Annotated in this window: 21 protein-coding genes and 1 riboswitch; of the genes, 18 read left to right on the top strand and 3 right to left on the bottom strand. The window is 40.6% G+C overall.

Features of this window, described 5'->3' with window-relative positions; translation table 11 throughout:
• Nucleotides 1-17 precede the first annotated feature (17 nt).
• From ABEQ24_RS06945 to ABEQ24_RS06875, 15 genes are all read left to right on the top strand, one after another.
• Entirely contained in the window at nucleotides 18-1,133 is a 1,116-nt protein-coding gene (locus tag ABEQ24_RS06945) for a GerAB/ArcD/ProY family transporter (protein ID WP_430006098.1), read from the top strand.
• Between the two features lie 208 nt (nucleotides 1,134-1,341).
• Nucleotides 1,342-2,166: a hydroxyethylthiazole kinase gene (gene thiM, locus ABEQ24_RS06940; protein WP_430006097.1), complete on the top strand. Its 825-nt coding sequence runs from the start codon at nucleotides 1,342-1,344 to the stop codon at nucleotides 2,164-2,166.
• Complete coding sequence (gene thiD, locus ABEQ24_RS06935) at nucleotides 2,153-2,974, top strand: bifunctional hydroxymethylpyrimidine kinase/phosphomethylpyrimidine kinase (protein WP_430006096.1); 822 nt, start codon at nucleotides 2,153-2,155, stop codon at nucleotides 2,972-2,974. Before thiM ends, thiD begins: the two co-directional genes overlap by 14 nt.
• Nucleotides 2,964-3,620: a thiamine phosphate synthase gene (gene thiE / locus ABEQ24_RS06930; RefSeq protein ID WP_430006095.1), complete on the top strand. Its 657-nt coding sequence runs from the start codon at nucleotides 2,964-2,966 to the stop codon at nucleotides 3,618-3,620. Before thiD ends, thiE begins: the two co-directional genes overlap by 11 nt.
• A 169-nt stretch (nucleotides 3,621-3,789) precedes the next feature.
• A complete protein-coding gene (locus ABEQ24_RS06925; protein WP_430006094.1) occupies nucleotides 3,790-4,245 on the top strand; it encodes a GNAT family N-acetyltransferase in 456 nt (151 codons plus the stop codon).
• A 91-nt stretch (nucleotides 4,246-4,336) separates the two neighbouring features.
• Nucleotides 4,337-5,074 carry a GNAT family N-acetyltransferase gene (locus tag ABEQ24_RS06920; RefSeq protein WP_430006093.1) on the top strand — a complete coding sequence of 246 codons (738 nt, stop codon included), beginning with the start codon at nucleotides 4,337-4,339 and terminating at the stop codon, nucleotides 5,072-5,074.
• Nucleotides 5,071-6,033, top strand: coding sequence for an alpha/beta hydrolase (locus tag ABEQ24_RS06915; RefSeq protein ID WP_430006092.1), 963 nt, complete (start codon nucleotides 5,071-5,073; stop codon nucleotides 6,031-6,033). The genes ABEQ24_RS06920 and ABEQ24_RS06915 overlap by 4 nt, the downstream gene beginning before the upstream one ends.
• Nucleotides 6,034-6,083: 50 nt before the next feature.
• On the top strand, nucleotides 6,084-7,436 hold the full coding sequence (locus ABEQ24_RS06910) for an aspartate aminotransferase family protein (protein ID WP_430006091.1): 1,353 nt from the start codon (nucleotides 6,084-6,086) through the stop codon (nucleotides 7,434-7,436).
• 12 nt (nucleotides 7,437-7,448) lie between these two features.
• Complete coding sequence (locus tag ABEQ24_RS06905; RefSeq protein WP_430006090.1) at nucleotides 7,449-8,969, top strand: pyridoxal phosphate-dependent decarboxylase family protein; 1,521 nt, start codon at nucleotides 7,449-7,451, stop codon at nucleotides 8,967-8,969.
• A complete protein-coding gene (locus ABEQ24_RS06900) occupies nucleotides 8,956-10,740 on the top strand; it encodes an IucA/IucC family protein (protein ID WP_430006089.1) in 1,785 nt (594 codons plus the stop codon). The genes ABEQ24_RS06905 and ABEQ24_RS06900 overlap by 14 nt, the downstream gene beginning before the upstream one ends.
• Nucleotides 10,737-11,288 carry a GNAT family N-acetyltransferase gene (locus tag ABEQ24_RS06895; protein WP_430006088.1) on the top strand — a complete coding sequence of 184 codons (552 nt, stop codon included), beginning with the start codon at nucleotides 10,737-10,739 and terminating at the stop codon, nucleotides 11,286-11,288. Before ABEQ24_RS06900 ends, ABEQ24_RS06895 begins: the two co-directional genes overlap by 4 nt.
• Nucleotides 11,278-12,588 carry a lysine N(6)-hydroxylase/L-ornithine N(5)-oxygenase family protein gene (locus ABEQ24_RS06890; RefSeq protein WP_430006087.1) on the top strand — a complete coding sequence of 437 codons (1,311 nt, stop codon included), beginning with the start codon at nucleotides 11,278-11,280 and terminating at the stop codon, nucleotides 12,586-12,588. Before ABEQ24_RS06895 ends, ABEQ24_RS06890 begins: the two co-directional genes overlap by 11 nt.
• Nucleotides 12,589-12,601: 13 nt before the next feature.
• On the top strand, nucleotides 12,602-14,386 hold the full coding sequence (locus ABEQ24_RS06885; protein WP_430006086.1) for an IucA/IucC family protein: 1,785 nt from the start codon (nucleotides 12,602-12,604) through the stop codon (nucleotides 14,384-14,386).
• Nucleotides 14,387-14,559: 173 nt separating this feature from the next.
• Complete coding sequence (locus ABEQ24_RS06880; RefSeq protein WP_430006085.1) at nucleotides 14,560-15,330, top strand: DeoR/GlpR family DNA-binding transcription regulator; 771 nt, start codon at nucleotides 14,560-14,562, stop codon at nucleotides 15,328-15,330.
• Nucleotides 15,327-16,199 (top strand): Cof-type HAD-IIB family hydrolase, encoded by an 873-nt coding sequence (locus ABEQ24_RS06875; RefSeq protein ID WP_430006084.1) that lies wholly within the window; start codon nucleotides 15,327-15,329, stop codon nucleotides 16,197-16,199. Before ABEQ24_RS06880 ends, ABEQ24_RS06875 begins: the two co-directional genes overlap by 4 nt.
• 40 nt (nucleotides 16,200-16,239) lie before the next feature.
• On the opposite strand, the gene ABEQ24_RS06870 is transcribed toward ABEQ24_RS06875, so the two are convergent.
• Together ABEQ24_RS06870 and ABEQ24_RS06865 are read right to left on the bottom strand one after the other, a co-directional pair.
• Nucleotides 16,240-16,800 carry a GNAT family N-acetyltransferase gene (locus ABEQ24_RS06870; protein ID WP_430006083.1) on the bottom strand — a complete coding sequence of 187 codons (561 nt, stop codon included), beginning with the start codon at nucleotides 16,798-16,800 and terminating at the stop codon, nucleotides 16,240-16,242.
• A gap of 74 nt (nucleotides 16,801-16,874) precedes the next feature.
• Nucleotides 16,875-18,131 carry an ATP-binding protein gene (locus ABEQ24_RS06865; protein WP_430006082.1) on the bottom strand — a complete coding sequence of 419 codons (1,257 nt, stop codon included), beginning with the start codon at nucleotides 18,129-18,131 and terminating at the stop codon, nucleotides 16,875-16,877.
• Nucleotides 18,132-18,359: 228 nt separating this feature from the next.
• Between ABEQ24_RS06865 and ABEQ24_RS06860 the strand changes: the two genes are divergently transcribed.
• Complete coding sequence (locus tag ABEQ24_RS06860) at nucleotides 18,360-19,163, top strand: GNAT family N-acetyltransferase (protein WP_430006081.1); 804 nt, start codon at nucleotides 18,360-18,362, stop codon at nucleotides 19,161-19,163.
• Between the two features lie 71 nt (nucleotides 19,164-19,234).
• Nucleotides 19,235-19,438: riboswitch (cobalamin riboswitch) on the top strand.
• A 150-nt stretch (nucleotides 19,439-19,588) separates the two neighbouring features.
• Nucleotides 19,589-21,868, top strand: coding sequence for a 5-methyltetrahydropteroyltriglutamate--homocysteine S-methyltransferase (metE, locus tag ABEQ24_RS06855; RefSeq protein ID WP_430006080.1), 2,280 nt, complete (start codon nucleotides 19,589-19,591; stop codon nucleotides 21,866-21,868).
• 51 nt (nucleotides 21,869-21,919) lie between these two features.
• Here the strand turns inward: metE and ABEQ24_RS06850 are convergent, their stop codons facing one another.
• On the bottom strand, nucleotides 21,920-23,413 hold the full coding sequence (locus ABEQ24_RS06850; RefSeq protein ID WP_430006079.1) for a peptide MFS transporter: 1,494 nt from the start codon (nucleotides 23,411-23,413) through the stop codon (nucleotides 21,920-21,922).
• Nucleotides 23,414-23,763: 350 nt separating this feature from the next.
• Between ABEQ24_RS06850 and ABEQ24_RS06845 the strand changes: the two genes are divergently transcribed.
• Nucleotides 23,764-24,372, top strand: a complete 609-nt coding sequence (locus tag ABEQ24_RS06845) for a TetR/AcrR family transcriptional regulator (protein WP_430006078.1) — start codon at nucleotides 23,764-23,766, stop codon at nucleotides 24,370-24,372.
• Nucleotides 24,373-24,429 lie beyond the last annotated feature (57 nt).

The raw sequence follows: 24,429 nt of genomic DNA, 5'->3' as shown, positions 1-24,429 counted from the left end.
ATACAAAGGATGATAGAATGATCAATCAGCAGATAACGCCTTTTCAGGTTTTTTCCTTAATGGTGCTTTTTCTCCTCGGCAGCACAGTAGTTGTAGGACTTAGCATTGATGCAGAGGAAGAGGCATGGCTTGTAAACTTGATTGCGATGATTGCAGGTGTAGGAATCTATTTTCTGTATAACTGGCTGCTCCGCATTAATCGAAGCAGAAAAACCTTTTCAGAGCTTTTAAAAACAGGTTTCGGCAAATGGGGAGGGAAATTTGCACTTGGCCTTTATTCGGCTTACTTCCTATATATCGGTATGAGAGTGGTGAAGGATTTTGAATTTTTTATCAGCTCCGTTCTTTTTTACAACATTCAGACATGGGTAATTGGTCTCGTTTTTGTTCTGCTGGCAGGCTATGCCTGCATTTTAGGCTTAGAGGCCATTGCAAGAGTTTCTGAACTGCTCTTTTTCGGAAGCATCCTGCTGATTGTACTAACTACCTTAATTACTGTCTTAACGCCATTGTTTGAATGGACAAATGTTCTTCCGCTTATTAAACCGGACTGGAAGACGGTTATAGGAACTATTTTCCCTGCCAAGATTACTTTTCCATTTGGAGAATTGGTCGTTTTTCTCATGATTTTTCCTGCTGTTAATGATCAAAGTTTTCTTCTGAAAAAAGGCTGGATGGCTGTCGTATTCAGCGGACTGATCATCATTGCGATTACTGAATCTATTATCGGCATGTTAGGAGCAAAAATTGCGAAATTTTTTTCCTATCCTCTCATTAAATCCATTGAAACCATTGATTTGCTGGACTTTTTTCAGCATGTGGAAATTTTGTCTGTTATTGTCTTTTTCTTTGTAGGTTTTATTAAGGTGGTGCTTTTCCTTTATGCATCTGTAAAAAGCATATCTGAGGTATTGCCAAAAGTAAAAAATAATTATCTTGTATATGCTGCTATTTCCGCTGGATTTGCTTCAACTTTTTTTATGGCAGACAGCATTAACGAGCATATTAAAATCGGACTGGAAGTTGTTCCAGTATATATCCACCTGCCATTTCAATTCGGAGTTCCGATTCTGCTGCTGATTATCCTTCTGATTAAAGCGCATCTTCAAAAAAAGAATGCGCCTGTGCAATAATAATAGTTGCAAAACCGTCTGGGTAAGAGTAGACTTTTTAACAAATGCAAATATGAATCGGGAGCTTGTGGAATCAGGCTGAGAGTACGGCTAACTGCCGAAGACCGGATGAACCTGTTGGATAATGCCAGCGCAGGGATGTGATTCAGGGATACATATGAGCACTTTGCCGCGGCAAAGTGCTCTTTATTTTTAGGGAGGGGAAAACATGATCGAACAGAAAACAATTGCATCCATTTTAGAACAATTAAGAAAAGAGAAGCCTCTGGTGCACAATATTACAAATGTGGTAGTAACGAATTTTACAGCTAATGGCCTTTTGGCAATCGGGGCATCCCCAGTCATGGCTTATGCAAAAGAAGAAGTAGCTGATATGGCTAAAATTGCAGGGGCACTCGTATTAAATATTGGTACTTTAAATGAAGAAAATGTAGAAGCGATGCTGATTGCAGGGAAATCTTCAAATAATCATAACGTGCCTGTTATTTTCGATCCGGTTGGAGCAGGGGCAACACCGTATCGTACGGAAACGGCACGGAATATAGTTAAGGAGTTGAGTGTCGCTGTTGTTAGAGGGAACGCTGCAGAAATAGCTAATGTAGTGGGAGAAAACTGGGCGATTAGAGGAGTCGACTCCGGTGATGGCGAGGGAGACTTAATTGCGCTTGCTGTAAAAGCAGCAAAACAGTTAAACACGATTGCCGTAATTACTGGAGAACAAGATATTGTTTCAGATGGGGCAACAACGTATATTTGCAAGAATGGTGATTCTCTTTTAACAAAAGTAACGGGTGCAGGGTGCTTGTTAACCTCTGTTATTGGCGCATTTTGTGCAGTTGAAAAAGACTATGTTCTTGCTTCGGCCGCAGCATTGGCTGTTTATGGAAGTGCTGCTGAACTTGCAGCTGAAGAGACGGAACATCAAGGACCTGGCAGCTTTCAAATTGAGTTTTTGAACAAACTTTACCAAATTTCAGCAGAGGATGTTCAAAAGCTTTCTGCACTTGAGGAGGTTAACCATGTCAATCTCTAAAGCATTTACGATTGCAGGCTCAGACAGCGGGGGCGGAGCAGGAATACAGGCAGATTTAAAAACGTTTCAAGAATTGAATGCGTATGGAATGTCTGCCATTACAGCGATAACCGCACAAAACACACTTGGTGTCCATGGGGTTTTCCCGTTAACAGCGGATGCGGTTGTGCAGCAGATTGAAGCGATTGGCTCAGATCTTGGAGCGGATGCTGTAAAAACAGGAATGCTGTTTAATAGTGAAATTATTGAGGCAGTCTCAAAACAAATTAAAAAATTTAACTGGAGCAGAGTGATTGTAGACCCTGTTATGATTGCAAAGGGCGGGGCAGAACTTTTGCAGGATGAAGCAGTTGAAGCAATGAAAAAACATTTGCTCCCGCTTGCTTTGATTGTTACTCCTAACATTCCAGAAGCTGAAGTGCTGACAGGCATAAAAATTCATACTCTCGATGATCGCCGGACGGCTGCTGAAATACTGCACTCATTAGGCGTCAGAAATGTTGTCATTAAGGGCGGGCATGCCGAAAACGAAAATCAGTTAGTGGATTTATTATTCGATGGAACTGAGTTCAGTTATTTTTCAAGTGAACGGATTGAGACAAAAAATACGCATGGAACGGGTTGTACATTTGCAGCAGCAATCACAGCTGAAATGGCTAAAGGAAACACAGTCTATCATTCAGTAGAAACCGCCGTGTCATTTATTCAGGAAGCGATTAAAGAAGATCTTGAAATAGGGCAGGGGCACGGGCCGACAAATCATTGGGCGTACCAGCAGAAAAAGAGGAGATCCATGCATGTGGAATGAGGAATTGCGTTCAAAACTCCAGCTGTATTTTATTATGGGAAGCACAAACTGTATGGGAGATCCTGAAAAAGTCCTTTTGGAAGCCATAAATGGAGGCATTTCGATGTTTCAGTTCAGGGAAAAAGGAGAAGGCGCTCTCACAGGAACTGAAAAAATGAACCTGGCACAGAATCTGCAGAAACAATGCAAAGAGCATGCCATTCCATTTATCGTAAATGATGACATAGAACTTGCTCTTGCTTTGAACGCGGATGGAGTTCATATCGGACAGGATGATGAAGATGCAAGCACAGTCAGAAAGAAATTAGGGGAAGGAAAAATAGTAGGTGTCTCAGCCCATACGCTTACGGAAGTAAAAAAGGCTATTGCTGACGGAGCCGATTATATCGGGGCTGGCCCCATTTTTCCTACACTCACGAAGGCAGACGCTGAACCTGTTAAAGGAACTTCTCTTATTGAAGAAGTGAGAAAAAGCGATATAAGGATCCCGATTGTTGGTATTGGCGGAATTAATGTAGGCAATGCCCGTTCTGTAATAGAAGCAGGTGCAGATGGAGTATCCGTTATTACTGCAATCAGTCTTGCAGCAGACGTACTGGAAAGTTCTTCTGGATTAAAGAAAGCAGTTGCTGGATTTTCAGATTAAGGGAAAACGTGCAAATCTTGAGATTGATTTGCACGTTTTTTTGTATTTGATGAATGAGAAGAAGGGTAAATCGTATTAAAAGGATAAATGGAAAAGACAAAGAATTAACGAAGAAAGAAGTTGGCCTTAATAAAACGATAATAATATTATGTAAAGTGGAGCTGATATAATGATAAAGCACCTAAACCATAAAGATTACAGCACAGCAGAAAAAATTCTGCAAATACAAATCCCTGCATACCTATTTGAAGCAGAATTAATCGGGTTCAAAGGGATCCCTCAGCTTAAAGAAACCGCAAGTGACATTACTGGTTCATCCGAAACCTTTATTGGCTGCATGATGGATAATGAAATTCGCGGAGTACTGTCTTATGAGAGGGAAGAAGAAGATCTCAATATTTGCAGACTAGTGGTTCATCCTGACTATTTCCGATTAGGGATTGCTTCAACTCTGCTTGATTACCTTTTAAAAAAGAATTCGAATAAAAGAGTGACAGTATCTACTGGATCAAAGAATATCCCTGCCATAGCACTTTATCAATCTTTTGGCTTTAAAAAAATAAAAGAAAGGGAAGCAGCTCCCGGAGTTAAGATAACATTGCTTCAAAACGGAAGAACAGATTAAATTCTGTTCTTTTTTTGTGAAAATATGTAAGTGAAGAATAGGTATGATGTTCTAGAATAAACGATAAATTTAATAAAATGCATAGGCAGGAATGACTGATTTTTCAGAAGTCATTGACATTGATAATCATTTTCAATTAAGATTCATGTGTATTCACTTACAAGGAAGTAAGGAGCTGGATCATATAGAAAAGGGATATGAATTTGAAGCCATCATAGAGGACAGAGAGTTCAGCCATATCATTTCACTTCGTCCTGTAAAGATGACAGATTTAGAGATTTTATATGGATGGATGCATCAGCAGCATATTGCTCCTTTCTGGAAGCTGAATGTGAGCAAAGAAGATTTTTATGCGTATTTAGAACGCTCAGTCAAAGCAGATCACAAACGGGTTTATCTTTGTTTTTTAGATGAGATGCCTGCAGGCTATTTAATTGCTTATTCGATCCAGCATGATTCAATTAGGAACTATTTTCAAGCAGAGCCGGGAGATCTTGGCATGCATTTATTAATAGGGCCAAGAGCACTTTTAAATAAAGAGGATGGCTTGATGATTGTCAGGGCGATGACGGCTTTTCTTATGAAAAAATTCGGACCTAGAAGAGTGATTGGCGAACCTGATATAAGAAACCGGATCGTCATTCCAATTTTAAAAGAGATTGGCGGATATGTTGCTGATACCATTGTGCTCCCTCACAAAAAAGCTTCACTTGTTATAGGGCAATATGATCGGTTTAATGATTATATATCCAGTAAAAATGTAGCCTTTATCAAACGTCCAACTGAAGATAAAGCGCTATTAAATGAGGAAAGCAGGAATATTATGTGAAAACTCATCTCCCGATTGATGCTGATATGAAAAATCTGCTGAACAGAATTGGTGCTAAAATGGCTGAACTCAAACACCCTCCATTAACCGAGTTATCTGCTCTTCAGTCAAGGTACTTTTATAAAGAAGCACGAACATTTTTTCAAAGGCTTGAAATGAATGATTTAATGATATACAACGAAAAGATTCAATCGGCTGATTTTTTGATTCCAGTTCGAATTTATCAGCCGCAGTCATCTGAACTGCTGCCTGTATTGATATTTATGCATGGCGGAGGATGGGTATTTGGAGATCTCGACAGTGCGGATTCCATGTGCAGATATTTTGCAAAAAACGCCAATTGCCTGATTGTGTCCGTCGGTTACCGGCTTGCACCGGAGCACCCATTTCCTGCAGCGCTTATGGATGTTCTTGCTGTATCAGAGTGGGTTCCTCAAAACATCTCAAAATGGAATGGGAATTCAGATCAACTTGCAATCGGAGGAGAATCTTCCGGAGCAAACCTTGCAGCCGCAGCTGCCAATTGGCTATGTGATCAGGGAAAACAGACGTTTAATATGCAGTTTTTGATCACACCTGTTTTGAATCATCATTTTGACACAGAGTCGTATCTGTCCGGCTATTCGTTTAATCTGACAAAAGAAAAAATGGAATGGTTTTGGAATCATTATTTAAGCAAACAAGAACATGGTAAGAATCCTTATGCATCACCGCTGCTTTTGATAAATGCTGAACACGTTCCGCCGGCAATGATTGTAACAGTTGAATATGATCCGTTACGCGACGAGGGCAGGCAGTATGCTGAAAAGCTGCCAGATGCAGGTGTTTCTGTCACCTATTTGCATTATGAACAACTTGTTCACAGTTTTCCAAATATGATTGGACAAGTAAACAGGGCAGATCTTGCAATGATCGATTTGACCAGCCAGCTGAAAAATTTGCTGAGAAAATTTTTTTGATTTTTTTAAATGAGAATGAGAATTATTTTCAAATAAGAAAGGTGATTATTATGCTAACGAATGAGTTTTATTTAAGCAGCCAGCGCAAGAGAGAATCAAATGCGAGGTCGTATCCGCGCAGAATTCCAATCGCGATCAGTGAGGCAGAAGGGATTTATGTGAAAGATGTTGAGAATAAAACCTACATAGATTGCCTGGCAGGGGCAGGAACACTGGCACTTGGACACAATCATCCGGTTGTGATCGAAGCAATGGAAAATGTGATAAAAGGCAAGCGCCCGCTTCACACGCTAGATATTACTACTCCAATGAAAGAGGAGTTCGTTGAGGAGCTGTTCGACGCTCTTCCGAAAAAATTTGCAGAAAATGCGAAAATCCAATTTTGCGGTCCATCAGGCTCTGATGCGATAGAAGCGGCAATGAAACTTGTAAAAACAGCAACTGGCAGAGGCGGCATGCTATCTTTCCAGGGCGGGTATCACGGGATGACAAATGGTTCGCTTAGTCTAATGGGGAATCTTGGACCGAAAAGCAAAATTCCCAATTTAATGTCAGACGTTCACTTTCTGCCATATCCATACTCATACCGCTGTCCGTTTGGCATAGGAGGAGACGAGGGTGCAGCAATAGGCTCTACTTTTATAGACCGCACTCTGACCGATCCGGAATCCGGCATAGTGAAACCTGCGGGAATGGTCATGGAAATCGTGCAGGGAGAAGGCGGCGCCATTCCAGCTCCTGATGAATGGGTAAAACAAGTTCGGAAGATTACAAATGAACAGCAAATTCCTCTCATCATCGATGAAGTGCAGACAGGCTTTGGACGCACTGGAAAAATGTTTGCCTTTGAACATGCTGATATCAACCCTGATGTTGTAGTTCTTTCTAAAGCAATCGGAGGAACACTGCCTTTAGCGGTTGTTGTTTATCATAAAGATCTTGATCAATGGGAACCAGGGGCACATTCAGGCACCTTCCGGGGGAATCAGATTGCGATCGCTGCGGGTACAGCGACAATGAAATTTATTAAGCGGGAAAAGCTTGATGAACAGGCAGCACTGCTTGGCGATTTCTTAATGCTGCGCTTAAAACAAATGAAGCAGGAAGTAGCCTCTATTGGAGATGTTCGAGGTTTAGGACTGATGGTTGGCACTGAAATTGTAGATAAAACCGCTGCTGCAGATGCCATTGGCAGTTATCCTGCTCATCCGAAGCTCGCGAAGCTTATCCAGCAGGAATGCTTTAAACGAGGGCTCATCCTTGAGCTAGGGGGGCGCTTTGGCAGTGTGGTCCGTTTCTTGCCGCCGCTGATCATTACAAGAGAACAGCTTGACACGGTATGTGACATATTCTTCGAATCCGTTAAAGCTGCTGAAAGAACACTCAGCCCAAGTTTAGTTTAGGATGTGGACCATATGATATCAGCAGTCAAGGATAAAACAGCCTTTGAACATTTATTTTTATCAAATCATCAATCAAGCATTGAACATTATGAATATCAAATGAAGCAAGCGATGAACTCCGTTAAAAGGATAATGGTTTCCCGAAATCCATACAGCGGATTGAGTCCCTTTGATGTAAAGAAGGAATTAGATCAAGCTTTTCCAGTTTTTCAGCCTAAAACGAAACAAAATGAGCAAGCGGTATATGAACATCTTGCGGATACCATCACTTCAAATACCATTCATGTCAGCCATCCATCAGCAGCTGCACATCTTCACTGTCCGCCGATGATTCCGGGTTTAGCGGCTGAAGCCATTATTTCCGGCTTAAACCAATCCATGGATTCCTGGGATCAAAGCGGCGCGGCTACTATGGTTGAGCAGTATGTCATGAATGGGCTGTGCGGGATGTTCGGGATTCCTGATGGAGATGGTGTGATGACAAGCGGCGGAACTCAGTCTAATTTAATGGGGCTCCTGCTTGCAAGAGAACGTGCTGCCTTAAAATTCTGGAATTGGAATTGTAAAAAGAAGGGTCTTCCCCCTGAACATCACCGGCTGAAAATTCTCTGCTCAGAAGCAGCCCATTTTTCAGTCCAGCAGGCAGCTTCAATAGTAGGCTTAGGTGAAGATTCTGTTGTATTAGTAAAGGCGGATGAAAAATACCGAATGTGTATGGATGATTTGGCTTCATGCATTGACATTTTGAAACAGAAAGGTGATTTGCCTTTTGCACTGATTGGGACGGCAGGAACAACAGACTTTGGAAGCATCGATCCGCTTGAGGAAATGAGCATTCTGGCTATAGAACATGACCTGTGGTTTCATGCAGATGCTGCTTATGGTGGAGGTCTTGTTTTATCAGATACCTATAAAGATAAACTCGCAGGTTTAGAGAGAGCTGATTCCATTACAGTGGATTTTCATAAAATGTTTTATCAGCCAATCAGCTGCGGAGCATTTTTCGTAAAGAACCGGGAGTCATTTTCATTTATCAGGCATCATGCGGATTACTTGAACCCAATTGAAGATGAAGAAGATAACATTCCAAATCTTGTTTCAAAATCCATTCAGACAACAAGACGTTTCGATGCACTGAAACCATTTCTCTCCTTTCAATTAGTTGGAAAAGAAGAGTGGGAAGAGATGATCGATCATACGCTGCATGTAGCGCAGAAAACATTTGAGCTGCTGAAAAAAGAGCGTGAATTCTGCGTCTATCACCAGCCTGAACTGAGCGCGGTTGTTTTCAGATACAACGGAACTGATGATTTAACAAATGAGCAGATCAATCATTTAAACTATCAAATCCGGGAAATTCTTCTGAAAAATGGAGAAGTGATCATAGCCCGGACGAAAGTGGACAGCAATGCCTGTTTAAAATTCACCTTTTTGAATCCATTAACAAAAATGAGCGATGTTGAAAAAATCATCAGAAGAATGAAAGAAATCGGAGAAGATGAAACAAGGAGGATGTATGATGAACAAACTTGAAGCGGCCGCTCTTGCTGAAAAAGCAACTCTGCAAAGCTATTTAAATTGCTTTTTGCGCGAAACAAACAGCGGGAATCTTAGTGAAGGTGCACCCGAAACTTTAAGAAAGAAGCACAATGGAAAATGGATTCATGTTCGTTTACACAAGCAAAATTCCAACCTTTATATTCCTGCAAGCTATTTTTCAGAGACAGGACGCCACTTGTTAGACTATCCTGTTTACTGTGAAAACGAGGAAATTGATTACATAACATGCATTGAAAAAACGATGAAAGAACTAGATTCAAATTCAGCCGGCAAAAACGAAGAACTGCTTTTGCGAGTCAGACAAAGCTGTGAATCCATGGCTCAATTTTTAGAAGAGCGAGCGAAAGATGAGGAAGAGCTATATCAAACCTCATTTGATTTTATTGCAGCTGAACAGTCCCTTTTGTTTGGCCATTTGCTTCATCCGACACCAAAAAGCAGACAGGGAATGACTGAATCGGATATGAAGACGTATTCACCAGAATTAAAAGGAGCATTTCCGCTGCATTATTTTAGAGCTCATGCAGACTCCATTTATTCAAAGTCAACAATGCCAAAGTCAGCAATTGACCTTATAAAGAAGCTTGTCAAAGATGACCCTGAGATTCATGATTCGTTTAAAGAGAAGTATGCAGGCGAGGATGAATACGCGCTTCTTCCCATCCATCCGTGGCAAGCAGAATATTTGCTCAAAGACTCATCTGTCCAAGAGTTCATTCAAGCTGGGAAGCTTGAAAACCTTGGACAGCAGGGACGGGCATTTTATGCAACTTCATCACTGCGGACGGTCTATCATCCTGATGTGGAGTTCATGCTCAAGTTTTCACTTAACATCAAAATCACCAATTCTGTCCGGGCGAACCTGTTAAAAGAGCTTGAGCGGGGAGTGGAAGTTAAAGAATTGATGGGCACACAGCTCGGAACCGAGTTATCTGACCGATATCCTGATTTTGAAATCATTCACGATCCCGCATTTATTACATTAAAGCTGCACGACCAAAAAGAATCAGGTTTTGAAGTCATACTCAGGGATAATCCTTTTTATAAAAAACGGGCGAAACAAGCAACAGCTCTTGTTGCCCTTTGTCAGGACGGAATTTCGCCGCAAACATCAAGACTTGCCGTCATCATTCGAAACCTATCTAAAAAGGAAAATCGATCAACAGAGGAAATAAGCGCAGACTGGATGAAACGCTATTTGGCTATCTCCTTAAAACCGATCCTATGGCTCTATGTTGAAAAGGGGATTGCGCTTGAAGCTCATCAGCAAAACAGCATTGTCCAGCTAGAAAATGGTTATCCATCCCGCTTTTTTTATAGAGACAATCAGGGTTTTTACTTTTGCGAATCAAAACATGATGAATTGAATACATATCTCCCTGGAATCGGCTTGAAAAGTGAAACGGTTTGTTCTGACGCGGTAGCAGATGAACGATTGCGCTATTATTTCTTTTTCAACCATTTATTTGGACTTGTCAATGCATTTGGCACGGCAGATCTGGCAGATGAGAAGGATCTTCTTAAACTGATCAGAGAGGAATTGAATCAGCAGTCACTTCCGGCAAATCATCCATCTCTTTTACTGAAAACCCTGCTTGAAAACGAAACGTTGCCCTGCAAAGCGAATTTATTAACGAGATTTCATGATTTAGATGAACTTGTTGGACCGCTTGAAACACAGTCCGTTTATGTACAAGTAAGCAACCCTTTGTTTACAAAAAAGGAGGCCATTGCAGCGAAATGAATCAGCTAGAGACCGGTTTATCCATCACATTTCGAAAAGCCGAATTTGAAAAAGATGCTGCCATGCTTCATAAGTGGCATCATGAACCCCATGTCATTCCTTATTGGAATCAAGATTTTCCATTCAGCAAATATACGAAGCATCTAAAAAAACTTTTGGCAGATGATCATCAAAAGCTGTGGATCGGCCATCTGGACAGTGTGCCAATGAGCTATTGGGAAACGTATTGGGCTAAGGATGACATCATTGGAGGTTATTACGAAGCAGAGTCTTATGATCAGGGTGTCCATTTGCTGATCGGTGATCCTTCTTACCTTGGAAAAGGTCTATCACTGCCAATGCTCCATGAAATCATGAAACAGATGTTTGCAGACAAACGGACGCAGCGAATAGTAGCTGAGCCTGACAGCCGGAATAAGAAAATGATTCATGTTTTTGAAAAATGCGGATTCATTCCGCAAAAGGAAATTCAGCTGCCTGATAAAAGAGCACTTTTCATGATTTGTCACAGAGAAGATTTCGAACGGGGGCCAGAGAATGGTTTATGACGTAATCGGAGTAGGGCTTGGACCGTTTAATCTTGGATTGGCAGCGTTACTGGATGATGTAGAGGAAGCAGAGGCGCTCTTTTTTGATCAAAAGCCCGAGTTTAATTGGCATGAAGGACTTTTGATCGAAGGGACAACCTTACAGGTCCCATTTTTGGCTGATGCGGTTTCTATGGTCAATCCAATAAGCAAATTCAGCTTTCTGAATTACCTTCATCATCAAAAAAGACTTTATCATTTCTATTTTCTTGAATCGTTCCATATTCCGCGCAGAGAATATAACCACTATCTGCAGTGGGTAGCAGCGGAGCTTGACAGCTGCAAGTTTGGAAAACGGGTTGCTGATGTTTTACATCATACTGAAGGATACGAAGTCATTGTAGAAGATGTTGGCTCAGGAGAAATGGAACGTTTTATTGCGCGTCATATTGTACTTGGAATGGGAAGTGCTCCGAATATTCCAGACTGGTCGGCAAGAGGGAAATCAGACAATCTTTTTCATTCAGCTGAATTTTTGTACAGGAAAAAAGAGAGTTTGCAGGCTGACGCGGTTTCCGTTATTGGTTCAGGTCAGAGTGCGGCGGAAATTTTTCTTGAGCTGCTGAAAGAACAAAAGGAGTACGGCTATCAATTAAATTGGCTTACACGTACAGATGGATTTTTCCCAATGGAGTATTCAAAGCTTGGGCTTGAACATTTTTCGCCTGACTACACAGAGTACTTTTACAGAATTCCCCAGGAATTAAAAGATACGATTGTGCCAAAACAGGATTCTCTTTATAAAGGAATCAGTGCAGATACGATTGCTGAAATCTATGATCTTTTATATGAAAGAACAATAGCGGGGCAAAAGCCGGATGTTCACTTATTGGCTAAAACAGCCGTACTTGATATTGCGGAGACCGGTTCAGATTTACATTTGCAATGTCATCAATGGGAGCAGGGGGAAGCCTTTAACCTGCATTCAAATATCGTCATCGCAGCTACAGGCTATAAGACTGTATGGCCCAATGCTTTTGCAAATCTATCAAATCTTTTGAAATGGGACAGCAGGAACCGTCCAATTGTCTCAAAAGATTATGAACTGGAGCTGCATGATAAACGGGAAAACAAAATCTTCATTCAAAACGGTGAAATGCACACTCACGGAGTAGGAGCACCGGACCTCGGATTAGGCGCTTACCGGAATGCTAAAATCATCAATCAGCTTGCCGGAAGAGAAGTGTTTGACCTGCCTGAAAAAAATGTTTTTCAGCATTTTGGTACAAGCCATCTAGTACGCAGCAAACAAACAGTTTAGGAGAGTGAGAGAGATGTCAGCTGAACAAAAATGGAATGCAGAAGATTGGAAGAAAGCGAGCAGACGGCTGCTTGCAAAAATGATATCTGAGTTTTTATACGAAGAAATGATCCAGGCGGAAAAAGAGGATGGCAAATATCTTCTGAATTTTGAGAGCGGAATATCTTACCGCTTTCTAGCAGAAGAAAGGCTGATGGACAGTTATTGGGTAGATGTTCAATCAATTGAAATCAATAAACATGGATCATGGGAAGAAGCTGTGAATCCTATTGAATTTTTATTGGTCCTCCAAAAGGAAATAAATATAAAACCTTTTACCGCTGCCTATTTAATAGAAGAATATAAACGCACGCTGCTTGCTGACACCCATATTATTGCCAATCAGCAAGACCGTTCGACCGCAGATTTAACAGATCTGGACTATGCGGAGCTTGAAGGGGAGATGACGGGGCATCCCTGGATTACGTATAACAAAGGGCGCATCGGTTTTTCTTATTCAGATTACCTGCAATATGCTCCTGAACAAAAGCAGCAGACTACTCTGGACTGGATTGCTGTCTCAAAGGAGTGGGGGACGTTCCATTCAACAAAAGAAGTAGAGTATAACATGTTAATAGAAAGCGAGATCGGGCAATCGGCAATAAGAGAATTTAATGACAAGCTAATTAATCAAAGAGTGCAGCCAGAAAATTTCTTCTTTATGCCTGTCCATGAGTGGCAGTGGAATCACGTCATCGTTCCGCTGTTTTCAGAAGAGCTTTTTGAAAAGCGGATCATTTATCTAGGCAGAGGAGAAGATCAATATCTGCCGCAGCAGTCCATCCGGACATTTGTCAATATGGATCATAAAAAGAAGCATCACGTAAAGCTGCCTATGAGTATTTTGAATACATTAGTGTATAGGGGATTGCCGTCTGAACGAGTGGTGCTCGCACCGGAAATTACTGCTCATATTCAGGGGATCCGTGACAATGATTCATTTTTGAGAGATACATGCAGGGTTATTCTCCCTGGAGAAGTGGCGAGCATGAATTACCATCATCCTGATTACGTAAAACTAGAAGGAGCACCGTATCAATTTATGGAGATGCTTGGAGTCATTTGGCGGGAAAGCATTTACTCATTTTTGGACGCGGGAGAACAGGCCATTACGCTTGCCGCTCTTTTATATGAAGGGGAGGACGGGAAATCATATACAATGGAATTGATTGAAAAGTCAGGCCTCAGCGCAGAAGAATGGACAAAGCAGCTGTTTGAGGTTCTCCTCCCGCCGCTTCTGCACTATCTATACAAATACGGAACAGTCTTTTCACCGCATGGACAAAATACGGTTGTCATTATTAAAGACTATAAACCTCACAGACTTGCTGTGAAAGATTTTGTAGATGATGTCAATATCAGCGATCAGCCGCTGTCTGAGCTTAATTCCATTTCGGGAGAGCTGAAAACCGTGCTGAGGAGCGAAGCGCCTGAAGGACTGTGCCAATTCATTTTCACTGGATTATTTGTCTGCCATTTCAGGTATTTGGCCGATATCCTTCACAGAAGAGCTGACTTTGATGAAAAGAGATTTTGGAATAAGCTGAGAGAATCAATCCTTTCCTATCAAGCTGAATTTCCGGAGCTGAAAGAACGCTTCGAACTCTTTGACCTTCTGAGACCGACATTTAATAAGCTCTGCCTCAACCGCAACCGAATGATTGAATATGGCTATGGAGATGGAGATGACCGGCCTCATGCTTCAGAGTTTGGACAAGTTAGAAATCCATTAGCAGCTGAAAAACAGATCATGGTATAGAAGAGACCTAAGAGGGTCTCTTCTTTTTGTATGCATAACACTTACAAAACTGCATAAAATACTTACATACCATTATTAAAACTTGAATATTTGAGGTTTTTACATTATAATCACTTATAAGAAGTTGAAATGCATGTTATTGTAGAAACATTTCTGAAAGTTAGGTGGGCATTTTGTACCAAGAAGAAAGACTAATCTCCATTCTCGACTATTTAAAAGAAAATAAACGAATAACGGCCGATCAAATATGTTCGCTGTATGATGTATCTAAAGATACCGCGAGGCGCGACCTCGTCAAACTCGAAGAGCAAAAACTGATTATCAGGACAAGAGGCGGGGCTATTTTGCCAAGCTCGCACACTGAAATTAAAGACTATCAAAACCGTCTCCAGACAGTTTCCTATGAAAAAGAATTAATTGGCAGAAAAGCGGCAAGTCTGATCAGTGAAGGCGACAGAATTATTTTAGATGCCTCAACTACTGTTCAGGCCTGTGCAGAATTTATCGGCGTGAAACAAGCAGCCATTATTACAAATTCCATTAACCAGGCCGATATTTTATCCACAAAACCAGGAATACAGATTCACCTCCTTGGCGGAGAACTTCAGAAAGAACACCGTTTCTTATTTGGATCCTCAGTTGTTGAAAAACTTTCAAAATATCAGGTTGATAAAGTATTTATTGGGGTTGTGGGCATATCTGAAAGAGGCCTGTCCATTGCGCATGAAGAGGACGGAATGGTCAAACGGAAAATGATCAGTCAGGCAAATCAGGTGATTGCGCTTGCAGATCATTCAAAGCTCGGTGTGACTGATTTTTTTCTTTACGCAGATCTTCATGAAGTCGATTTGCTTATAACAGATAAAGAACCTGATAAAGCATTCAGAGACTTGCTTGATAAACATAACGTGGAACTGCTTGTGGCAGAGGAGGAAATGGAATGACAAAATTAATCGCGATAGACCTGGATGGAACATTATTAAACAGTGAGAATAAAATCAGCGCAGAAAATTTAAAAGCAATAAAATCTGCTCAAAAAGAGGGAATTGAAGTGGTTGTAGCTACTGGCAGAGCCCATTTTGATGTGAAGGAAATTTTTAAGGATACTGGAGTAAAAACATGGGTTATTGCTGCTAATGGGGCGACGATTCATAATCCGGAAGGGGCTTTGTTTCATTCACAGCCTATGGAAAAGGAAACAGCAGCTGCGGCCCTTCAATTTTTGGAACACAATCATTACTATTATGAAGTGTTCGGGCGAGATGCAATTTATACTCCTCAAAGCGGAAGAGAGCTTTTGAATATTGAAATTGACCGGGTTGAAAGCGCTAATCCTGATGCGGACCGCTCAAGGCTTCTTTTGGCCGCTGAAAAACAATACAGCCAGACAGGCTTTAGATTTGTTGAATCGTACATGGACATTCTGCATCAAACAGAGGAAATCTATAACATTCTCGCTTTTTCTTTTCACCAGGAGAAACTCGATGCAGGCTGGGAGAAATTTAAACACACAGAAAATATCACTTTGGTTACATCTGCCGCGCATAACTTTGAAATAGAGCATGTGCTTGCGTCTAAAGGAATTGCCCTTCAGAAATTGTGTGCCAATCTTGCCATTGAACTGAATGACACTGCAGCCATCGGTGACAGCATGAATGACAAATCAATGCTTGAAATTGCGGGAAAGAGCATTGCAATGGGGAATGCCCGTCCGGAAATCAAAGCAATCTGCAGGGATATTACTTTAACAAATGATCAGGACGGGGTAGAGCTCGCTATTAAAAGGTTAATCGATGCCAAGCAGAAAGTCTGACAGAGAAGAGCCGGCCTCATGATAAAGAGGCCGGCCTTTTCTAAAAGCTATACTGATCATTATTTATAAAATAAACTAGATGATCTGTCCATTGATTATTTTCATACAGAAACCCTTTGCGGATACACTCAAACTTCATCCCCACACTCTCGGCAAGCTTAACAGAAGGGTGGTTATCAAGATTGATATGGGCTTCAAGACGGTGATAGTTCAATTGGTCAAACGCAAGCTTGACAGCCGCTTTTACTGCTTCTTTTCCATAACCCATTCTCCAAAATTGATTATGGATTGTATAGCCCATCCTGGCCCACTGGAAATCATCACGAATCAGGGTAGAGAAATCGATATACCCGATATGCATCCCGTCTGCTGCCCTGAAAATACCGAAAACATATGCTTTATCTTTATTCATGAGCTGATGGTGTTTCTCTGCGAAAGCAGCAAACCACTCTGGGGTGCACACGCTCATGTCCAGTCTGCCTTCATCATATTTATGCTGTTTTGGCTTTCTATTTAAATATGCAGAGAGCCAAGATGAATAGTCCGATACCTGATAAGGCCTGATGATGAGGCGGACGGATTTTGTATAATAATTTGCCAAAGCTTATCCCTCTTTCTATTTAAGGAATTTGGTAAAAAAACATTCTTCCCTCTGCCTGAAATCAGTCATGCAGACTACCGCTCACTTTTTAAATAAATTGGCAGAAAAATTGTAAATGAGGTGCCGGATCCAGGCTTGCTTTTCACATGTATATGTCCGTTCATAGCTTTAATAATGCTGAAAGATACCATCATTCCAAGACCTGTTCCATTTGATTTAGTAGAGAAATAAGGCTCGCCAAGTCTCAGCACCTGATCTTCTGTCATTCCTTTACCGCAGTCAGAAATCACGATTTTCAATTGAGATTGCTCCTTTGATGTTGAAACTTCGATTAATCCTCCTGCTGTATAAGATTCAATTCCATTTTTGAGAATATTAATCAGTGATTGCTTAAGCTTTAACGGATCTCCAAGGACAAAAATGTTTTCAGAGCTGAAAGCTTGCTTAAACTGCACGTTTTCCATTTGCGAGAGAGGCGTCAAAACGTTGATGCAGTTTCTGAGCTCTGAATGAATATCGATTGCATGATGATCTTCAGCTTCTGGTCTGGCGAAAGTCAAGTAATCTTTGATTATATTTGTGGCACGGTCTAATTCATTTAAAGAGATTTCTATGTATTCTTCCTTTTTTTTCTGGCTGATATCTTCTTCCCGCAACAGCTGCAGAAATCCTTTTGTTGTCGTCAGCGGGTTGCGGACTTCATGAGAAATGCTTGCTGCCAGGTGACTGACAACTTCAAGTTTCTCAGCTTTAATGACTCTTTTCAGCAAATTGAAGTTCTGGACAATCGTTTCAAACAGCAGAGTCCCGATGATTGCGGCAAATATGTGCAGGACAAATAGTTCAGTGTACATATGAAACTCGAAGAATGATCCATAAACCATTTCAATATGCAAAATCGAAAATAGTAAAGAAGATAGGACAATGACAACGACAGTAGTTAATTTATTCCTCAATCTGCTCTTTAAATAATAGGATGAAAGCATTGGCACAATGAGAACCAGGATACCTGCCATCATTAATGTCGGATAGATGCCGTCTCCCCCTAATGCCAGCCGGGTAACAATTGTAACAGCAAATAAAAAGAATCCAAGACGATAACCGCCATAAAGCAAACCCATAACATATGGAATGCGCCTGAAGTCAAAGAAAAACTCATTCTCAATCATAAACGGATACAGCATGCTCAGAATGATCGAAAGTGCAGGCAAAAAAGCAAACAGCCATTTATTCATTTTTTTATTCGTTTCTTTTCTCATATATAAGAGCTGTATAATCAGCAGCGGAGATAATACGAGTAAAAAATTCAGTAATACATCCTTAATTTCCATGCAGTCCTCACCTTATCAGCAAAAATATGAGAAAAGCGCAAGCAGCTTTACCGGCTCAGACAGGCGAAAATGTTCTGATCGATGTGCATGTCGCTTGTGCTAGACAAAAAATGCAAAATTGAATCATTCTGCAAACTAAAAAACTTCTCTATTAAAATATATATCAAATTAACTAGAGAATGTTAGAATATTCTAAAAGACTTAAATTTTTTTGTCAGGAGAAGCGGAATGAGCGATCAGCAAATGCAAATTAAATTAATTGATAAAAAAGATTACGATCATGCAGCTGAATTTTTACAGACTGATCTGGAATTAAATGCATTAATTATTGAGGACTTGTCAGAAGAACATATGATGGTTTACGGAAGTTATCTGAATATGGATTTGAATGCACTATTAATGATTTATCCTGAGAAAATTTATTACTACAGTCCTGTTATTGATCTCCCGCTAACTGAATTTGCATCCATTATTCAGGAAACTGGCATCCGCAAAATTGTTGGGAAAAAAGAACTGATTGATGAGTTTAAACATCACTTTCAAATGGACCTTGAGACTGATTCGTTCATGCTGAAATATGGGGGGGGCGAAGATTTTCAGCTAAGCAAGGATATAAAAGTGATTGCCACTCTTGAAGAATGCCGTAAACTTTATGATTTATTCATGCAGGTCGATGAATATAAAATGGTTGGTCCAAATGAAGACTTCTTTGCGAATGATCACTTTCAAAACATAGAAGCAGGAAAATTGAAAGTTTTTTACAAAGATGAAGATGGAAAAATGGTTTCAACAGCAGGTGTATTTATGGAAAGCAGCCGCACCGCCATTATAGTTGGAGTAGCTACGCCTCCAGTGCATAGGCGGAAAGGATATGCCTCTGAATTGATACGTGCCATTTGCCAAAAGCTTGCTCCTGAAGAAATGGCTATTTATTTGTTTTATAACAATCCAGAGGCAGGGAATCTTTATAAACAGCTTGGATTTTATGAAGCTGCCAAATGGAAAGTGCTGGGGATAGCTGCTCAGACTTAATTTAATGCTTGCATCAAAACAAAACTTCAGATATGCTTAAAAACAATTATTGATTAATTTTAAAAATTAAATATTTTAAAAAAGCGATAGGTGCTAATGGCAAGAGGTTATTTCTGCCTTAGCTTAAAAGGGAAGTCCGGTGAAAATCCGGCGCGGTCGCGCCACTGTAATGGGGAGAATTCTATAAAGACCCACTGTTTTTCATATGAAAAATGGGAAGGAAATAGAATACAATGAACCTGAGTCAGGAGACCTGCCTATCGTATGCACTTTATGCCTACGCGAAATAGGGAGGGTGATGCGATGTGTTGAAACCTGTCTTGTGTCTCAACTCAAGTTAACTTAGTCCATCAAACTCTCTTTATGCAAGAGAGTTTTTTTCATGTTCAGAAAGTTGAGAGATGATAAGAAACGGGGGAACAGCAATGACCATTAATAATTCAAACTTAGGTTATCCGAGAATCGGAGAAAAAAGAGAGTGGAAAAAGACGCTCGAATCGTTTTGGAAAGGCGATCTATCAGAACAGCAATTTGAAAAGCAGATGAAAGAGATCAGACTTTCTCATTTGCAAAAGCAGCTGGATAAAGGAATTGATCTGATCCCGATCGGTGACTTCAGCTATTATGATCATATATTGGATACAGCAGTTTTGTTCGGCCTGCTGCCCGAGAGGTTCCGGAAGCAAGATGCTAATTCCCTTCAGACCTATTTTGATATTGCTAGAGGCAGCAGAGATCAAGTGGCGGCGGAAATGACAAAATGGTTTAACACAAATTATCATTATCTTGTACCGGAGCTGGGTCAAGCAGAGCCGGCACTTACCAAAAACCGGCTTTTGCATCTCTATCTTGAAGCAAAAGAAGAGCTTGGCATAAACGGCAAACCTGTAATTGTCGGCCCGCTTACTTTAGTTCATTTATCAAAAGGTGAAAACAAAGACCAAGTCCTTCAGAAATTAATTCCATTATATGTGCAGGTCCTGCAGGAGCTTGCAGAAGCCGGCGCTGAGTGGATTCAGATTGATGAGCCTGTGTTTGTTACAACGGATGCAGATGAAGCATTATTTTTAAAGGCGAAAGAAATTTATGGAACCATCAACAGAGAAACAGCCAATACGAAGCTGCTGATTCAAACTTATTTTGAAAGTGTTGAACAATACGAACACTTAGTCAGCCTTCCAGTTGATGGTATTGGGCTGGATTTCGTACACGACAGCGGCAGATCACTTCACAAGCTGCAAACTTCAGGATTCCCAAAGGATAAAGTTCTTGCTGCGGGAGTCATTGACGGACGGAATGTGTGGAAGGCAAGTCTTCAAAAGACCGTTAAGCTTGTCAACAAAATTCTGGAAGCTGTTGACCGGGACAGACTGATTCTTCAGCCTTCATGCAGTCTTATTCATGTGCCGGTGACTGCAGAAAATGAAAAGCAGTTAGATCCGCTTGTAAAAGGCGCATTATCTTTTGCGGATGAAAAGCTTGAAGAGCTTAGCCTGCTGAAGAAGTTTTTCAATTTTGAAGCTGAAGAAGAGGCGCTTAAAGAGTATGATTCAGCCGCTGATCAGTTATCATCTTCAAAGCTCAGAAATCAAAGCACAGTTCACGATGCGATGAAGCAGCTGGATTCCTTTTCAACAGAGAGAGCAGAAGCTGGCCTGCGGAGAAAACTGCAGAATAAACGGTTCAGCCTGCCATTGCTGCCTACAACAACAATCGGCAGCTTCCCGCAAACAAAAGAGGTTCGGGCACAGCGGCTTAAATGGAAAAAAGGCGAACTGACAGAACTGCAATACTCTGCTTATATAGAAGAAGAAATAAAAAAATGGATTGATATCCAGGAAAGTCTGGGACTGGATGTTCTCGTACATGGAGAATTTGAGAGAACGGACATGGTGGAATTCTTTGGCGATAAATTAACCGGAATTGCCATAACAACTTTCGGCTGGGTGCAATCCTATGGCTCCCGCTGCGTAAGACCGCCGGTTATTTATGGAGATGTATTACTTGATAAGGCTATGACAGTAAAAGAGACGGTTTTTGCCCAAAGCCTTTCTGAAAAACCTGTAAAAGGAATGCTGACAGGTCCTGTGACCATATTAAACTGGTCATTTGTTCGAAATGATTTGCCAAAATCAACTGTCCTTCATCAACTATCACTCAGCATCCGCAAAGAAGTTGAAGCACTTGAAAAGGCTGGAATTAAGATGATACAAGTAGATGAGCCTGCACTGAGGGAAGGTCTTCCGCTGAAATCAGAAAAATGGAATGAATATTTAGCAGACGCGGTGACAGCATTTAGGAGGTCAACTGCTTCCGTGCAGCCTGATACACAAATTCATACCCATATGTGCTATTCGAATTTTGAAGATATTATCGAGGCTATAGATGCATTGGATGCAGATGTCATTTCAATTGAAACTTCAAGAAGTCACGGTGAACTTATTCATTCCTTTGAGGAATATTCATACGAAAAAGGGATCGGATTAGGTGTATATGACATTCACAGCCCAAGAATTCCAACAGAAGCAGAGCTCATTAAGAACATTGAAAGAGCCCTCCAAGTATTGGACCCTGAACTCTTTTGGGTCAACCCGGACTGCGGGCTGAAAACAAGAGGAGTATCTGAAACGACTGAAGCATTAAAAGTGATGGTGGAAGCGGCTAAATTCTGCAGAGAAAAAGCAGGTCAAACGACCTCTGTATAAGAAAATATAAAAACAAGCCTGTTCCTAAAAGGGAACAGGCTTGTTCGGTGTTTAGCGGACACCTTTCATGAAACTTTGAATTTTAGGAGAAAGAATGAGCATAAGAACTCCTAAAAGAACGGCAATACCGCCAATGATGCCAAAATAGAGAATTTCCGTTTCGGGTTTATAGAATCGGACAATTTGAGCATTGATTGCTTGAGCAGATGCACTTGTCAGGAACCACAGACTCATTGTCTGGGCTGAGAATGCCGCAGGCGCAAGCTTTGTTGTTGTAGATAAACCGACAGGTGACAGGCAAAGTTCTCCAAGGACAACAAGGAAGAAGCTAAGGATCAGCCAAATCGGATTAGCAAGTGAATCCGTTCCATTTACATAAGCAGGAATAATCATAATCAAGAATGATAAACCGGCAAAGAACAAACCAAATGCGAATTTTTTCGATGTAGATGGCTGTCTGTTGCCAAGTTTGACCCAAAGCCATGCAAACACAGGTGCCAAGAAGACAACAAATAATGGATTTAACGATTGAAATAATGATGATGGAATTTCAAAACCGCCAAATGTCAGGTCTGTTCGTTTATCTGCATAAGCTCCAAGGATGGTCGCACCCTGTTCCTGGATTGCCCAGAAAACCATTGCCGCAATGAAAAGCGGAATATAGGCAATCAGCCGTGAACGTTCAACATCAGTTGACTTGGGACTGCGGTACATCACAGTGAAGTAGACAATTGGAATTAAGATTCCTAAAATACTGATTAAGAAAGTGAATTTTGCAATCGTCAGATAGCCTGTTGTGATTGAAATAGCTCCTAAAATACCGATAACAGCTAAACCAATAGCCAATCTTCCGAAAACTTTATTTCTTTCAGCTGGAGTAAGAGGGTTTGGGACTGCTGTTCCCGCTAATCCAAGATTTTTCTTTTTTGTCAGTACGAAGACGATTAATCCTAAAGCCATACCGATTGCTGCAAGACCAAAACCTAAATGGAAATTGTATTTTTGACCTACAGTACCAACGATAATTGGTGCAAGCAGACCTCCTAAGTTGATTCCCATATAGAAAATACTGAATCCTGAATCTCGGCGATGATCATCTTTGCTGTACAGATCACCCACAATATTCGAAATATTAGGTTTAAGCAATCCAGTACCGATTACAATGAAGAACATCGACACGAAAAACGCTGCAATGCTTCCAGGGAAAGCGAGTATAATATGACCGAGCATAATAAGGACTCCGCCATAAAAAACGGTCCGTGCATTTCCAAGCAATCTGTCGGAAATCCAGCCTCCGATGATTCCGGACATATAAACGAGGGAACCATAGATGGACATAATGGAAAGAGCAGTAGTCTGATCAAGCCCAAGTCCGCCATCTTTCATGGAATAATACATATAATACAGAAGAATAGCTCTCATCCCATAATAAGAAAAACGCTCCCAGAACTCTGTAAAGAACAGGGTGAATAATCCTTTAGGATGACCGAAAAAACCTTGTTGCGGTACACTTTGTACAATTTTGTCTTTGTCAATTGATGACATGATGCAAGAAGCCTCCTTTTTACCATGTATAATAATACTACTATTAAAATTGAATTGTCAAAAAAAAACGGAAAAATACTGGATGAATTATTTTTTTAATATAATTTAACAAAATTTGAGAGAAAGAAAAAGAGCGTTTTGTTCAGCTCTTTGCGTAACCTTTTAATGATTGCAACAGCTTTACTTCTGCAGGGTAAAAAACTGCTTTCAAAAATTCCATTATCACTATTTATACATATAACTATAGTAGGGCAAGTACGTTAATCAGACTTAAATCCACAAAAGAGGACATTAATCTGCTTTACAAACCATCGGTCTGTTTTTAAAATGTAGAAAGGAGGCGTCGATTTATGAAGCAATTTGAAAGAAGAGTGCGTTCAGAGAAAGCATTGCTTGAAGCTGCTTCTGCTTTAATAAAAGAAGTGGGCTGCGGAAAAACCACCCTTGCGGAAATCATGGAGAGGACAGGTCTTTCAAAAGGAGCCATCTATCATTATATTAAAAGCAAGGATGAACTATTTGCTAAAGTTCTTGAAGCAAGAATCCATGAAACAAATGAAAAATTCTTTGAAAAAATGGGGCAGAGCAAAAAGGATATGAAGGACCCTATCGATGTATTAACAGAGAGTTTTGAGGAAATTAATCATCCAAGTGATGCAGTCAACCAAATCCTGCTGTACTTTATTGGAAGGAATGAACAAAAAAAGGCAAAGGAAGCGCTGCGTGATTTTGATCAATGGATGTATGAGTTTTCGAAGCTATGGATTGTATCTGGTCAAAAAAATGGAGTAATCAGTGAGAAGGTTGATCCGAATCAGACTGCTGAGCTTTTTGTTCTGATGTCTTCAGGGTTTAGAATGAGAAACGTTCACAGCACATCAGCTTTTGAATTTCAAACCTCACAGTTTACAGCTTTGATGAAGAGTTTATTCAAGGAAGAACCTGTACTATTGAAATAGTTTATTTGTCTAAAGCTGCAAAGAGCAAATAAATATTTGTATATAGTAAACAATTTT

Source organism: Metabacillus idriensis, from assembly GCF_050483325.1.
Classification (GTDB): Bacteria; Bacillota; Bacilli; order Bacillales; family Bacillaceae; genus Bacillus_P; species Bacillus_P idriensis_A.
The sequence above is the reverse complement of the archived record's forward strand: the minus strand, read 5'-3'. Positions and strand labels throughout refer to the sequence as shown.

Bases quoted from the DNA above. Each gene is read 5' to 3' on its own strand.
- ABEQ24_RS06860 (WP_430006081.1), top strand. From the start codon at position 18,360: ATGAGCGATCAGCAAATGCAAATTAAATTAATTGATAAAAAAGATTAC.
- thiE (WP_430006095.1), top strand. From the start codon at position 2,964: ATGTGGAATGAGGAATTGCGTTCAAAACTCCAGCTGTATTTTATTATG.
- ABEQ24_RS06895 (WP_430006088.1), top strand. From the start codon at position 10,737: ATGAATCAGCTAGAGACCGGTTTATCCATCACATTTCGAAAAGCCGAA.
- ABEQ24_RS06900 (WP_430006089.1), top strand. From the start codon at position 8,956: ATGAACAAACTTGAAGCGGCCGCTCTTGCTGAAAAAGCAACTCTGCAA.
- ABEQ24_RS06905 (WP_430006090.1), top strand. From the start codon at position 7,449: ATGATATCAGCAGTCAAGGATAAAACAGCCTTTGAACATTTATTTTTA.
- thiM (WP_430006097.1), top strand. From the start codon at position 1,342: ATGATCGAACAGAAAACAATTGCATCCATTTTAGAACAATTAAGAAAA.
- ABEQ24_RS06850 (WP_430006079.1), bottom strand. From the start codon at position 23,413: ATGTCATCAATTGACAAAGACAAAATTGTACAAAGTGTACCGCAACAA.
- thiD (WP_430006096.1), top strand. From the start codon at position 2,153: ATGTCAATCTCTAAAGCATTTACGATTGCAGGCTCAGACAGCGGGGGC.
- ABEQ24_RS06885 (WP_430006086.1), top strand. From the start codon at position 12,602: ATGTCAGCTGAACAAAAATGGAATGCAGAAGATTGGAAGAAAGCGAGC.
- ABEQ24_RS06945 (WP_430006098.1), top strand. From the start codon at position 18: ATGATCAATCAGCAGATAACGCCTTTTCAGGTTTTTTCCTTAATGGTG.
- ABEQ24_RS06890 (WP_430006087.1), top strand. From the start codon at position 11,278: ATGGTTTATGACGTAATCGGAGTAGGGCTTGGACCGTTTAATCTTGGA.
- ABEQ24_RS06845 (WP_430006078.1), top strand. From the start codon at position 23,764: ATGAAGCAATTTGAAAGAAGAGTGCGTTCAGAGAAAGCATTGCTTGAA.
- ABEQ24_RS06875 (WP_430006084.1), top strand. From the start codon at position 15,327: ATGACAAAATTAATCGCGATAGACCTGGATGGAACATTATTAAACAGT.
- metE (WP_430006080.1), top strand. From the start codon at position 19,589: ATGACCATTAATAATTCAAACTTAGGTTATCCGAGAATCGGAGAAAAA.
- ABEQ24_RS06920 (WP_430006093.1), top strand. From the start codon at position 4,337: ATGACTGATTTTTCAGAAGTCATTGACATTGATAATCATTTTCAATTA.
- ABEQ24_RS06925 (WP_430006094.1), top strand. From the start codon at position 3,790: ATGATAAAGCACCTAAACCATAAAGATTACAGCACAGCAGAAAAAATT.
- ABEQ24_RS06865 (WP_430006082.1), bottom strand. From the start codon at position 18,131: ATGGAAATTAAGGATGTATTACTGAATTTTTTACTCGTATTATCTCCG.
- ABEQ24_RS06910 (WP_430006091.1), top strand. From the start codon at position 6,084: ATGCTAACGAATGAGTTTTATTTAAGCAGCCAGCGCAAGAGAGAATCA.